This window comes from Bradyrhizobium sp. CSA207 (assembly GCF_029051685.1).
Taxonomy (GTDB): domain Bacteria; phylum Pseudomonadota; class Alphaproteobacteria; order Rhizobiales; family Xanthobacteraceae; genus Bradyrhizobium.
Genome location: NZ_JAACFT010000034.1, coordinates 1 through 12,845 on the forward strand (window position 1 = coordinate 1; position 12,845 = coordinate 12,845).

Here is a 12,845-nt window from a genome sequence, read left to right on the forward strand (position 1 = left end):
GCGAGACCGCGATGACGACGAACAGCGTGAAGGTGAATTCGCCCGCATTGCTGTTGTTGAGCCCGATCGGAATGAAGCCGGCGACCGTCACCAGCGTGCCCGTCAGCATGGGAAAGGCGGTCGAGGTATACACGTGGGTTGCCGCCTTTTCCAGGGGATCGCCGACCTCGAGGCGCGCGACCATCATTTCCACGGCAATCATGGCGTCGTCGACCAGGAGCCCGAGCGCGATGATCAGGGCGCCGAGCGAAATTCGCTGCAACGAAATGCCGGCATAGGCCATCACGACGAACGTAATGGCGAGCACCAGCGGAATGGCGATCGCGACGACAAGCCCGGCGCGCATCCCGAGGCTGAGAAAGCTGATGCCGAGAACGATGATCACGGCCTCGAACAGCGCCTCGGTGAAGCCGGACACGGCATGCTCGACGACGATGGGCTGATCTGCGACGAGGTGAACGCCGACGCCGACCGGCAAGTCGGTCGTAATGCTCGACATCTCCTGCTTCAGCGCCTCGCCGAAATGCAGCAGGTTCGCGCCGGACTTCATGCCGATGGCAAGCGCGATCGCCGGCTCGCCATTGTACCGGAACAAGGTTTTTGCCGGATCGGCATAGCCGCGCGTGATGGTTGCGACGTCGGTCAGGGGAAAGAAGCGATCGTTGATGCGCAGGTTGACCGCCTTCAGGCTCGCCTCGGACGTGAACTGGCCGTTGACCCGGACGCTGATCCGCTCGGGCCCCTCTTGGAATACGCCGGAGGGCGCGACTGCGTTCTGCCCCTGGAGGGAGTTCATGATGGCGTGGACGTCGAGACCGAGGGCCGCGATCTTGCGGGTGGAGAATTCGAGATAGATCACCTCGTCCTGCGCGCCGAGAATGTCGACCTTGCCGACGTCCGGCACGGTCAGCACCTTGGCGCGGATGTCCTCGACCTGATCGCGCAGCTGTCGTTGGCTCAGGCCGTCGCTGGTGAACGCGTAGATGTTGCCGAAAACGTCGCCGAAGCGATCGTTGAAGCCCGGCCCGATCACTCCTTGCGGGAAATCGCCCTTGATATCCGCGATCATGTTGCGGACCCGGATCCAGGTCGGCTTGACATCGGCAGCCTTGGTGTTGTCGCGCAGATAAACGAAGACGGTGGTCTGGCCCGCAACGGTGACACTCTTGGTGTAATCGAGCGATCCCAGCTCCTCGAGCTTCTTCTCGATCCGGTCGGTGACCTGACGCGTGACGTCTTCAGGCGAGGCGCCCGGCCACTGCGCCTGGATCACCATCGTCTTGATGGTGAAGTCGGGGTCTTCTTGCCGCCCCAGCTGGAGATAGGCAAAAAGACCTGCCGCCATGAAGGCGATCATGAAATACCAGACGAGCGAACGATGGCCGAGCGCCCAATCGGAGAGGTTGAACGACTTCATGGCTTCTCATCCTGTTCGATACGGACTTGCTGTCCTTGCTTGAGGCTGTGGATTCCGGCGGTGACGACGCGTGTTCCGGGAGGCAGACCGCCGGTGACGCGTGCGCCCGACTGGTCGGCCACCACGTCGATTTTTTGCAGCGAGGCGGTGCTGTCGCGCGGATCGACGGTCCAGACGAAATTCGCGCCCTCCTTGGCGAGCACCGCGGAGGCTGGCAGGCGCAGAACCGGGCCCTGCTGCTTGTCGAGCTCTGCCGTGACGGTTGCACCGAGGCGGAAATTGTCAGGCGGGTTGCTCAGCGCAATGCGGACCCGGCGCAAGCGCGTCACCGGATCGGCTTGCGGCGCAATCTCGCGAATGCTGCCTTCCACCTGAACTGCCGGCACGAGCTGCAGGCTGACCGTGAATGGCAGGCCGACTTCCAGCGGCAGCGGAAAGTCCTCGCCGATATCGACGACAGCCTCGCGAACGTCCGGCCTTGCGATCGTCACCACGCTTTGGCCGGGGGACACCACCTGGCCGACTTCCGCCCCGATCGCGGTGACCACGCCGGCGAAGTCGGCCTTGATCTGCGAGTAACCGAGCTGCTCCATCGCTTTGGTCAGACTTGCCTGTTCGCGCGCTACCGTTGCTTCGCCGCCGGCGCGCGCCTGCTCGGCATTGTCCAGAGTCTGCTTTGTGGTGGCGTCGGTGGTGATGAGCGTCCGCTGCCGTTCCTCCGTCGCCCTGACCGTGGCGAACTGCGCCTCGGCCTTCGCAAGCTGACCTTTGGCCGCGCGAACGGCGAGCTCAAGAGCCGTCGAATCAATGATGCCGATCGTCTGACCTTCGCTCACGAGATCGCCGACATAGACCGGACGGCTCGTCAGGCGTCCCAGCACGCGGAAGCCGAGATCGGTCTTGTAGCGGGGCTCGATAACGCCCACTGCGACGGCAGCGTCGGCGTGGTCCGCCTCGAGAAGCACCGATTGGACGGGCCGTACGGACTCCGGCGCCTTGGTCTCCTGCTGGCAACCGGCAAGCGCGAGCGCACATGCAAGCGGGGTCGCCACAATGATTGCGCGGCTCGTCATGAGGGGTCTCCTTCATAAGTCACGGGCTGGCCCACACTCAAAAGCTTGCCGCCGTCGACGACCACGCGCTCACCCGGATCGAGACCCGCCTTGATCAGGACTTCTCCGGCCTCGTAGCCACTGATAGTCACCGGCTTCAGCGCGGCGGTCCGCGTTGCCGGATCGACGGTCCAGACCGCAGGCCTGGTGCCCGCCGCCATCAATGCGCTCCAGGGCAATGCGATCTGCCGCTCGGCCTCTAGTTTCACGGTGCCCGCGACGGCGCTTCCAAGCGTCATTGCGGCAGGCGGGTTTTCGATCGTCACCTTGACCCGAATGGTCGAACTTCTGGCGTCGACGGCCGGCGAAACCTCGCGAACGTGGCCGCTTGCGGTCACGCCCGCATCGGAGACCAGTGCCAACGAAACGCTGCGGCCGTCGGCAGTACCGAGGAAGATCGACTCATAGACGTCAAAGACGACATCTCGCTCCCCGTCCTGCGCCAGGGACAATACCGGTTGTGCAGCCTGTACGACTTGACCAGTTTCGAGACTGCGCGCGGTGACGACGCCGTCGGCTTCTGCCCGTAGCGCGGTGTAGCCGAGAGCGTCCTTTGAAGTTCCGAATTGCGCTCGTGCCGCTTCAAGTGCGCCCTCCGCGGTACGCAATCCTTCCTGCGCCTGGTCGTAGCTCGTGCGCGTGGTGAAGCCGCTTGCGATCAGAGTCTCCTGCCGTTCGAAGGTCGCCTTCGCCACACGCAGCTGGGACTCTGCGGCGAGAACGGCTGCGGTCGCGGCATCGACGTCCGCCTCCTGCTCGGCAGGATCGAGCAGGGCCAACACTTCGCCCGCCTTGACGTGGGACCCGACATCCACATAGCGCGCGAGGACGCGCCCACTGACCCGGAAGGAGAGATCCGCCCGAAAGCGGGGCTGCACCTCACCAGTCAGGGTGATCGAGGATTGCCGATCCCTCGGCTGCACGATTTCCGTGCGCACGAAAGCGGCGCGCGCGGGGAGAGTGGCGGCGTGATCATCGCAGCCGCCGAGCGCGGTTACCACAAGCGCCAGCGCGAAGCCGCCGAGGGGCTTCAGCAAGCGTTCGGTTGGACCGGTTTGGGAGTGCTTTAAATAGCGCGGGTTCATAGCGCGTCCATGCGGTGAGAGGGTGACAGTAAATTGCCCAAAACGTCCGGGCCCCTGCTGGAGGAGTCCGGCTCATTCGGACGTGCTGACGGCGAATTGGGATCTGTTCGCATTGCGGCCGACGGCTCGATTTGATCCGAGACGCCGGAGTTCAAGCCGGCCGTCGCGGACGATCTGAGTTTCAGCGAGCGCGGCGACCGCATGCGGCGCGTCGCCATCGACCAGCTGGCATGGCGCTCCCGCTCGCTCAAATGAAACGACAGAACGACGGAGGTGAACTCGGCGGCGTAGCCGTGCTCGATCCGTCCGCCGAGCTCCCTGGCAAGGCCTTTGCCGATCTGGAGCTCGCGGCCCAGAACCGCCCGCGCCGGCCGCGAGCCGTTATCTACCACCACGCAGTTCGCCACCGAGCCGATGCGCGACAGCTTGAGCTTGATCTCACCGGAGCGCGCGTCGAAATACGCATGCTTCGCTGCGTTGACGATGAGGTCGTGGACGATCAGGCCGAGCCGCCAGCATCGCTCCGATTGAAGCGGGAGGGGCTCGGTGGTGAACGTCAGCCGGATCCCCATTCGATCCAGCAAGGCCTGGCGCAGAGCGCAGCCAAGTCTGTGGATGTATGTCGCGGCATCATTGAGGGATTCGCCCTGCGGCATGGCCAGCGCCCGATGCAGTTCCGCGTGTCCATGCAGCAGCCCGACCACATCGCTCAAGGCGGCCTTTGCTTCCGCCCCCTCGGCCCGGACGACCGCGGCCGAGACCAGATCGATCGCCGAGGCGATCCCTTTATCCACCCTTTGACGCAACTCGCGCAGCAGGATGCTGCGTTGTGGACGGTCCGGGTCGGGGCTCAACATATTCACCGTGATCTCCTGAGATGGACCGGATGGTCGCGGGGGCCAACGCAAGCGCGCTTGCGGCCTCGACCATCCGAAAGGCCGCCACCGGCGTCGTGTGGCATCTCATAAATAAACTATACCGTATATTTTCTTTTTCTTGCCTTTTCCTAACGGGCATGTCAACTGCGATCTGCGGGCGCACACACTCGTGATTTGGGAGACCGATGGATGACTAAGAAAAGCACCCCGAAACGGGGCAGACCGACCAAAGACCTTGCCGGCGACGTGCAGGTCCGGATCCTCGATGCAGCCCAGCAGCTTTTTCTCGAGAAGGGTTATCGCAGCGCGAGCATCGACGACATCTCCGAGCTGGCGCCGGCGAGCAAGCCGACCATCTATGCGCATTTCCCCGGCAAGGAGGCACTGTTCGCGGCGGTGGTGGCCCGCACCATCAGCGGGCTGACGGATTTCGAAGGGGTCGAACCCGAGGGCCGCACCCTTCATGACAAGCTGATGAGCCTCGGCACAGCGATCGTGGAGAAGGTTATCGAAGAATCGTTGGGGATGGTTCGCGCCACGATCGCCGAGGCGCAGCGTTTCCCGGAGCTGAGCCGCAATGTCCATGATGCCGCGCGCGATCGTTCCGTCGCCGCCGTCTCCCAGCTCTTGAATGAAACGACGCAGAAGCTTGAGCGCTCGCCCAAGGGCCCGTTCAGCGGCAAGCGGAGCCTTGCCACCGCTCAGATCTTTTTGGATCTGATCCTGTTGCCGATGCTGTTTCGTTCGCTGGTGGGTGAAACACCGAAAGACCTGCGACGGGAGTTGCCCTCTTTCGTGCGCGAACGGGTCGGCTTTTTCCTCGCGGCGTGTGAGGCGGACTGGACGCCGTGAATGCGCGCCCCCGTCGAGCGCTGCGTTCAACAGGCGGATTTGTAGCGCAAATCAGCCTGAACATTGATGAGTTGAGGGGGCGCGACATTAGCTGACGCGGTGCTACCAAGCGCCGCCGCGCAAAAGCGCATCATTTCGCTGAAAGCCGGCCGAAGGGCGGTCGGCTTGATACGGGACGGATTGAGGTGAGCGTCCATTGCGTCCAGCAGACAGCAGGCAAGCGCCATCGGGCTCCCTCCCCGAAACTCCCCGCTCAGTTGTCCAGCCACGATGATCGACCGCACGACGCCGCGAAGCCGATCCGCGTGAGATAGGCTGGCCAGCCAGTTCGCTTGTCCTGCGGCAACCACCAGCTCGTGCAATCGGACATCGTTTGCCAGCCGGTCTTCATGCATCCGGGAGATCGCAGTCAACGCCGCATTCAGCCGCTCCAGGCTGGAGCGGCCGCTTCGTGCTGCACCTGCAGCTGCCATGGACACCTGCGCGAGCAGCTCTGTCACGACGGCTTCCTCCAGCGCCTGGCGCGACGGATAGAACCGATAGAGATTTGCCGGCGACATCGACGCGCCGCGAGCGACGTCGGCGACCGTGGTCTTGCGGTACCCGATCTGCCGGTACAAGCAGATCGCAGCCTGCATGATTGTTTCACGCGTGCTCGACGATGCAGTCAGGCGCGTGGTCTGTGCCTTCAGCATGCTCGGCCTCAACGCGCCGGAGCCGCGTGCATTTCACGCCGGCAGGCCTCGCCGAATTCGCGCAGCGGATCCATCTCTTCCATGAAGCCCGGCAGGTCGACGAATGACGTGTTCGGCGCAAGGTAAGTCTCGATGATGCGCCGCCCCGCCCGCTCCGCGGCATGCTCGATGAAGCATCGATACAGCTTTTCACGCTTGGAGACGGCATGGGCGTGATAGCGCTCGCGCACCCGGCGGCGACGGGTCACCCATCCCGTCACGATCGTGGAAATCGCTCCGAACGCCGAGCCTCCGAACGCAGCGAAGGCGGGAACATAGATCGTGTTCATGCGATCATTCCTCATCTTTTGCGCCACGATAGCGGTGCGACCCCACGGTCCTGACGGAAGCCGCAGCGGCCGCGTGCTCGAAGACGGCCCTGCAGGCTTCGCTCAGGTCCGACTTTCTTTGCCGGAGACAGGCTTCCACATTGGTGGCGTCGGGGATGTAGCTCGCGCACAGGCGAAACGCGTCGGACGTGCATGCCGCCCGCTGTTCGGCCGTGCCACGCTCCTCCTGCGCGAACGCAGCGGTGCCCAATGCAGCGAGCAGCAAGCCTGACATTATCATCTGCTTCTTCAACATATCCGATCCTTTCTCCGGTTAACGCATCCGAGCGGGAGGCGGCCTCGCCGCCTTGCGCGCGACCAGGGCGAACACGGGGTTGTGAGTCTCTGCTCTTGACACGCCCCGCAGTCCGCGCTGTATATGAAATATACGGTTTAGTGTAGTTAGGAGATAGAAGATGTCAAGCCTGTTCCTGGCGCTTGTCCGGGAAAATCCCTGGCCCGGGATTGCCGTCGCGTCGCTCAATCTGATTGTGGCCGTGTCGCTAGTGGGGGTGGGCCTGCTGCTGGGTCTCACCATCTCGGTGCTCGCCTGGGTGCATGCGCTTGCCGATAGCGAACCCGCGCCGACGCATGCGGCCAACCGAAGGGGCTTCGCATGACCCAGGGGCTACTGCTTGCACGGGACTACATCATCTGCTGGGTCACTGTGTGGCTCGCGCCGGTCGAGTCCATCTTCGACACGATCGAATCGGAGCTCGTCCGCAGAGGCGTCGCACTTGAAGGGGTCGAGCACCCTTCCCCGCCCGCCGCCTGAGCATCGTGGACGTCCGACATGTTCAATTTCATCGAAGTTTTCGACGTCATTCGCGTGGAGCCGTCCACCGGCGCTTCGGTGTGGACCGGCCTCACGGGCACGCGAACGGCCCTCAAACGCGACGGGCACATGATCGACCCGAAGGCGATGGCCTATTGCCCGATCGAATGGCTCGACGAGCGCGGCTATCTCGATGTCGAACGCGCGCGCCAGCATCCGCGGCCCTCGAGCATCTGAAACGAGAGGGAATCATTCCATGCCTGGGAGCTGGCTAACGTGAGCAGGAAATCCGTGTTGTCGCGATACGCGAACAGCCTTGTGGAACCCGAGCTTCCCCTGCGGGCCTATTTTCTGTCGGTTGGAGGTGCGTTGCTCTTGCTGCTTCTGGCGGCCGATTGGGTGCTGCCTGCACCTCTGCCGAGCCGGCTCACGGACTCGCGTTCCGCGCAGCCGCCGATCCGCATCCACTCAGACCTGAAAGGACCCGAAGCCATCGTCTTCGACACCAGAGGGTTTGAATATCATCCAGCGCCCACCGGGCGCGATAGCGCCGAAGCTCCATCGCAGCGGCCTGAAACTGATGTTGCCGACGCCGTTACGGACGTCGGTGACGGCCGCCCTGCGGCGGCGACCGATCTGCGCCTTCGCGAAAGCCTAGCCCAGTTGCAGCCCGCCGTTCAGGAACAAGCAGGTCGGGGCGGAAGGCTACGTCAGATCACGGCGCGGCGGAGCAAGCTCGTTCAGACGCGGCCTGGAAAGTTTCGGCGATCTGCTCGGCATCCGGGCTTCCAGATCAGCCGGTACGCCTTCGTGCCGAACTAGGCCACCAATCATGAAGACCGCCACAGGATTACGCGCGATGTCCAAGAAGCAGTTGTTTGCCCTCATCGTTTGTTCCGCTGCCCTTGCCGGCACCGGTGCTCTGGCCGGCGTCATGCAGGCCCCTGCCGACACCGAACAGCAAAGCGCGACGGCGCAGGGCAATGTCGAGGAGGCAGCCGTCCGCCGCGTGCTGGAGCAGTTCCACACCACAAAGGTCCCACTCGGTCAGGCCATGGCGATTGCGGAGCGTCTGCACGATGGGTCGAGGACCGCAGACATCAGCTTCGAAATATCCGGTCCGCCGGTCTACCGCGTGCGCACGATCAAGAACGAGCGGGTCTTTGAGAATGTCATCGATGCGAACACCGGAAGGGTATCGCAAACGGAGATCGCGTCATCGCTCAAGGAGCTCGATCGCGCAGATCTCGCCAACATCATCGCGCTGAAGTGGATCAAGCAGGAGCTGTCGGACGCGGTGCGGGTCGCCGAGAAAGCCGCGGAGGGAAACGCGCTCGCCGGTGGGCTGATGAAACAGGACGGCAAACTCAACTTCGTGGTCGTTATCGCCACCGGCGACCGCTTGAAGGAAGTCATGCTCGAACCGCCCAAGGTGGGGCAACGGTCGGTCCAACACTAAGCGCTGGTCGGCCACCGCGCACGACCTCGTGCGTTGCCAAGGCGCGGAAATGTATATACTATACCGTATAGTTTCGTTTCCCGGCCGTTCCTTGCCCTTCGCAAAGCGTCAGCCCTCGATCACCGAAAGCAAGCCAGACCATGAATATCCAGCCTGACACGCTTCAGCGCAGGCGCGGTTAACGTGAGAACGGGCAATTTCGTTTATTTCGACAACAGCACCCACACGATTCGCTCCGAGCACATCATGGCAAGCGGCGCGCTGCCACCGGGCTTTCCCGCCGTGGAGATCGACGGCGAGGCATTACTGGGACGGCGGCCTTGTCTCCAACACGCCGCTGCAATGGGTGATCGATGCGGGTGTGCCGCAGGACATGCTGGCGTTTCAGGTCGATCTCTGGAGCGCGAAGGGACAGCTTCCGGGCAATCTGCCCGAGGTCGTCACGCGTCAGAAGGAAATTCAATATTCCAGTCGCACGCGCGCGAGCACCGGCCAGTTCAAGCACGTGCAGCGCCTGCGGCGTGCGCTCACGACGCTCCTGGACCGGAGTCCCGAAGAACTCAGGGAGCACGAGGATGTGAAGCTCCTGAACACCGCGGTGTCTCCCAATGTCTACAACATCGTCCACCTGATCTATCGGGCGCGCAACCACGAAGGCCACTCCAAGGACTACGAATTCTCCCGCCTTTCGATGCAAGACCATTGGCGCGCCGGCTACCACGATGCGCTGCGCACCCTGCGCCATCCCGAGGTGCTCGCACGCCCGGTCACCCCGGACGGGGTTTTCACATTCGATCTCGAGCACGATGGCCGTGAGTAGGAACGCTGATTTGGCGCACGGAGAACTGCATGCGTGAGAATGACGTGCGCAAGCGCACCTTTGCGATGCCGCTCACCCGCCCGGCCTATCCGCCACGCCCTTACCGGTTTGTGGATCGCGAGTACCTGCATCACCTATCGCACCGACCCGGCAAGGCTGCGCGCCGTGGTGCCCGAGCCGCTGGAACTCGATGACCGCAACCCGCTCGTCAAGTATGAATCCATTCGTATGCCGGACTCGAACGGCTTTGGCGATTACACGGAAAGCGGCCAGGTCATCCCCGTCTCATTCCGAGGGCGCAAGGGAGGCTACTCCCACTGCATGTTCCTCAACGACGAAGGGCCCATCGCAGGCGGACGCGAACTATGGGCTTCCCGAAGAAGCTCGGCCAGCCGACGTTACGAACCGAGATCGACACACTGATCGGTACGCTCGACTATGGTCCGTTGCGGGTTGCGGCGGGCACGATGGGCTACAAACAGAACGCACGCAAGATGCGGAGAGATGAGGTCATCAGCGACGTCCCGCTCGCGGCCCAACCGACCAAGGAGTTCGTCACGGTCGAGCAGGTGGCCTCGCTCGCACTTTTTCTGTGCAGTGACGAGGCCGCGCAGATCACCGACGCCAATCTTGCGATCGATGGTGGCTGGACGCTGCGTAGCACTCGCCGTCCGCCATTATCGAGCGCCGCGCAACAGCCAGGAAGGCGGAGTCGCTTGGAACGTCAATACTCCTCCCTCAAGTGGTTTCAGACGCAGACGCAGCGAGCAGCTTGACGCAGGTCAAGTGAGAAACGCCAAGCCGTGTGATGGTTGTCAGCGTATCGGCTAATCAATGGAGATCAGTCATGTCAGAGCAGAGCACCATGCATCTTTACCTCAATTCGGCCAAGGAGCGGATCGACGAAATGGATGCCGCGCTGGCTTCCTTCGAGGTGGGGGCGACGGAGGCCAAGGCCGAGTCCATGGTGAAGGCCGATCAGATCATCGCCGATCTGAAGAAACGACGGGATGATTTTCAAGCGCAGCTCAAGACGCAAGCGGAGGCCGGCGAAGCCGCCTGGGCGCGCGCCAAGCCGGAGCTGGACAAGCACTGGGCCGGATTCGAAACGCAGATGAAGACCTATTTCGAGGGCACCGCCAAGCAGATCGAGCAGCAGCAGGCCACGTTCAAAGACATCGCAGCGGCGCAGGGTAAGGCGTGGCGCGACGCCGCGGAACGATTTCGTGAGGCGGCCGGCAAAGTGGCCGGAGCGCGGACCACCGATCTCGATGCCGCGCTCAAGCAGCTGAAGTCCGACGCGTCCCTGGCTGAAGCACGTCTCCAGAAGCTGAAGCAGGCGGGCAGCGAATCATGGTCGGTGCTGAGCGCCGCGTTGGCAGAATCCCGCAAGTCGTTCGATCAAGCCAGTCGGGCCGCGTGGGACACGCTGAGGGGCTCTGGCACGAAGAGCTGAACCACCTTTATCCAGCTTCCGCTCGAACGATCCGGTTCTGCAGCAAGCGGCACCCTGCAGCAATGGGCAAACCGGATTGTCCGGGTTTCTCGCCCCGGTATGCTATTCTACGACGAGCGCGTAATCGATCTGTGTCATGGGATTTGCGCGCTGTATCGAATGAGTGAAGATGCAGAAACGAACGAAAACGTCGCACAGCAATCTCACGGTGCGAAGACCAAAAAACGTCGCACAAGACCGCTTTTGTTCTCGGCGACTATTCTTGTAATTTATTGAAAGCGAAGGACTTTTATTTGGTGGGCGCACCAGGGCGCGAACCTGGGACCCGCTGATTAAGAGGCGTATGATTTGCCAAGAAAATCAATGCCTATTCCGACAACTGGGCCGCTAGACCTGCGTTGAACTTTCAGTACGTTTTCTCTGTGTCGGAATGAATGGTTGTCTCAATTTGACCAGACCGGAGAAGCCGGCGGACAGGCGATGCGTGTTCCCGCAAATCAGTGGAGTTATACTCATTCCACCGAATGAGTATAGCTATGCCGAGCCGACCCAACGAAATCGGGCGGAATTCTACGACGCCGGCTTTATGAAGACACCTGCTCCGGATTCCGACGTCACAGTCCTGCCGTCAAAGATTGGTCGCCCGCGCAGGAAAGTTGCCACCGGTCTGAAAGGCAGCTCGATGCCCTCGTACGGGCTCCATCCCACAAAATTGTGCCCGCTGGCAGCAGGTTCGTAACGACGGGGATCGTGTGCCATCACCACAAGATCGGCGTCGCGGCCTGGCTCGATCGCACCCTTGCGATGGCCGATGCGAAACAATCGCGCAGGATTGGCCGCGAGCAGCCGAGCTGCCCATGTGAAATCCAGCCCGCGCTCGAAGAGACCTTTGAGCAGTAGCGCGTAAAGCACTTCGAGCCCTGGAACGCCCGACGCGTTCTTCAGCATCTCCGGGTCGTTCTTGCGGTTTTCCGACCAGCTTACGTGATCGGTCGAGACGACCGTGACGTGGCCGGCTGCAAGGTGGCGCCACAACGCCTCCACCTCACGTCGCGGACGGATCGGTGGATTGACTTTCGCCTTACCGCCTAACCGGGCAACATCGTTCTCTTCGTCGAGGAACAAGTAATGGATACATGCCTCGACGGTCGTGTCGTAGCCCTGGCGGCGATAGGACTCGCACAGCTCGTAACCGCGCCCGACCGAACAGTGGACCACGTGGGCCGAGCAGCCAGTTTGAGCGCCGATCTCGTAGACCTCCGCCATCGGAAGCGTTTCGGTCACAGGGGGGCGTGACAGCCCGTGCGCCCGGTAGTCGCAGATGCCGGATGCCTCGACCTCGGCGACCGCCGCCCGCACCATCTCGTCATTTTCGTTATGTACGCCGGCGGCGAGATCACGCTTGGCGATCTCGGCAAAACATGCGTGCAGGGTCTGCGGGGGGATGCGAGGAAAGCGTTTGGAATCTGTGTTGAAGGTGGAGAATTTGAGAGCGGCGACGCCAGCATCGATCATGCCGGCGATTTGCGCGGGCCCCTCGTTGGGATCGACGGTGCCGTAGAGGGCGAAGTCGACGCGGGCCTGCGCGCCTGCCTCATCGATCTTCTGCCGGACGCGATCACCGTTGCAAACGAGAAAGCCGGCATCATAGGGCATGTCGACGATGGTGGTAACACCGCCTGCGGCCGCCGCCCGCGTCGACCACACGAAGTCCTCCTGATCTTTCTGCGAACGGGAATGCACTTGCGCATCGATGGCGCCAGGGAGGACGAATGCCGACCCGAAGTCGTAACGTTCCCGGGCCGCGGGCGCTGGTCCGTTGCCGACCCGCTCAACGAGCGCGCCCCGGATGGCTACATAGCCGTCGTCGAGAACGTGGTCGGTGCGGACAACCCGCCCGGTTACAACCAGATCGAAATCACTCATGG

The 12,845-nt window shown here is 62.6% G+C and carries 14 protein-coding genes and 2 pseudogenes; 8 read left to right on the forward strand and 8 right to left on the reverse strand.

From position 1 onward, the window contains the following. The 4 genes from GWG65_RS31065 to GWG65_RS31080 all read right to left on the reverse strand — a co-directional run. The coding region (locus GWG65_RS31065) for an efflux RND transporter permease subunit (protein ID WP_275199291.1) at positions 1-1,417 on the reverse strand (1,417 nt) is incomplete at its 3' end. Next, entirely contained in the window at positions 1,414-2,490 is a 1,077-nt protein-coding gene (locus GWG65_RS31070) for an efflux RND transporter periplasmic adaptor subunit (RefSeq protein WP_275199292.1), read from the reverse strand. The genes GWG65_RS31070 and GWG65_RS31065, both read right to left, overlap by 4 nt. Beyond that, positions 2,487-3,614 (reverse strand): efflux RND transporter periplasmic adaptor subunit, encoded by a 1,128-nt coding sequence (locus GWG65_RS31075; RefSeq protein WP_275199293.1) that lies wholly within the window; start codon positions 3,612-3,614, stop codon positions 2,487-2,489. The genes GWG65_RS31070 and GWG65_RS31075 overlap by 4 nt, the downstream gene beginning before the upstream one ends. Continuing rightward, positions 3,611-4,522 carry a sensor histidine kinase gene (locus tag GWG65_RS31080; RefSeq protein WP_275199294.1) on the reverse strand — a complete coding sequence of 304 codons (912 nt, stop codon included), beginning with the start codon at positions 4,520-4,522 and terminating at the stop codon, positions 3,611-3,613. The genes GWG65_RS31075 and GWG65_RS31080 overlap by 4 nt, the downstream gene beginning before the upstream one ends. A 159-nt stretch (positions 4,523-4,681) precedes the next feature. Here GWG65_RS31080 and GWG65_RS31085 point away from each other — a divergent pair, with 159 nt between their 5' ends. After that, positions 4,682-5,344, forward strand: coding sequence for a TetR/AcrR family transcriptional regulator (locus GWG65_RS31085; RefSeq protein ID WP_275199295.1), 663 nt, complete (start codon positions 4,682-4,684; stop codon positions 5,342-5,344). A 26-nt stretch (positions 5,345-5,370) separates the two neighbouring features. On the opposite strand, the gene GWG65_RS31090 is transcribed toward GWG65_RS31085, so the two are convergent. Genes GWG65_RS31090 through GWG65_RS31100 form a run of 3 tightly spaced genes read right to left on the reverse strand, consistent with a single transcriptional unit; the run spans position 5,371 to position 6,663 of the window. Then, complete coding sequence (locus tag GWG65_RS31090; protein WP_275199296.1) at positions 5,371-6,039, reverse strand: TetR/AcrR family transcriptional regulator; 669 nt, start codon at positions 6,037-6,039, stop codon at positions 5,371-5,373. Positions 6,040-6,047: 8 nt separating this feature from the next. After that, complete coding sequence (locus GWG65_RS31095) at positions 6,048-6,368, reverse strand: hypothetical protein (protein ID WP_275199297.1); 321 nt, start codon at positions 6,366-6,368, stop codon at positions 6,048-6,050. A gap of 4 nt (positions 6,369-6,372) precedes the next feature. Further along, on the reverse strand, positions 6,373-6,663 hold the full coding sequence (locus GWG65_RS31100) for a hypothetical protein (protein WP_275199298.1): 291 nt from the start codon (positions 6,661-6,663) through the stop codon (positions 6,373-6,375). Between the two features lie 160 nt (positions 6,664-6,823). On the opposite strand from GWG65_RS31100, the gene GWG65_RS31105 reads away from it, so the two are divergent. The 7 genes and pseudogenes from GWG65_RS31105 (at position 6,824) to GWG65_RS31135 (ending at position 10,917) form a co-directional block, all read left to right on the forward strand. Continuing rightward, the gene (locus GWG65_RS31105; protein WP_275199299.1) at positions 6,824-7,027 is read left to right on the forward strand and encodes a hypothetical protein; all 204 of its coding nucleotides are present in this window, start codon (positions 6,824-6,826) and stop codon (positions 7,025-7,027) included. A 173-nt stretch (positions 7,028-7,200) separates the two neighbouring features. After that, a complete protein-coding gene (locus GWG65_RS31110; RefSeq protein ID WP_275199300.1) occupies positions 7,201-7,419 on the forward strand; it encodes a hypothetical protein in 219 nt (72 codons plus the stop codon). Positions 7,420-7,458: 39 nt separating this feature from the next. Continuing rightward, positions 7,459-8,004, forward strand: a complete 546-nt coding sequence (locus tag GWG65_RS31115) for a hypothetical protein (RefSeq protein WP_275199301.1) — start codon at positions 7,459-7,461, stop codon at positions 8,002-8,004. Between the two features lie 37 nt (positions 8,005-8,041). Then, positions 8,042-8,641 carry a PepSY domain-containing protein gene (locus tag GWG65_RS31120; protein ID WP_275199302.1) on the forward strand — a complete coding sequence of 200 codons (600 nt, stop codon included), beginning with the start codon at positions 8,042-8,044 and terminating at the stop codon, positions 8,639-8,641. Between the two features lie 153 nt (positions 8,642-8,794). Further along, a pseudogene (locus tag GWG65_RS31125) lies at positions 8,795-9,461 on the forward strand (DUF3734 domain-containing protein); the annotation flags it as partial. A gap of 29 nt (positions 9,462-9,490) precedes the next feature. Next, positions 9,491-10,237 (forward strand): annotated as a pseudogene (locus GWG65_RS31130) (acetoacetate decarboxylase). A gap of 71 nt (positions 10,238-10,308) precedes the next feature. Continuing rightward, complete coding sequence (locus tag GWG65_RS31135) at positions 10,309-10,917, forward strand: hypothetical protein (RefSeq protein WP_275199376.1); 609 nt, start codon at positions 10,309-10,311, stop codon at positions 10,915-10,917. 570 nt (positions 10,918-11,487) lie between these two features. Here the strand turns inward: GWG65_RS31135 and GWG65_RS31140 are convergent. Further along, a complete protein-coding gene (locus GWG65_RS31140; RefSeq protein ID WP_275199303.1) occupies positions 11,488-12,843 on the reverse strand; it encodes a dihydroorotase family protein in 1,356 nt (451 codons plus the stop codon). Between the last annotated feature and the right edge of the window lie 2 nt (positions 12,844-12,845).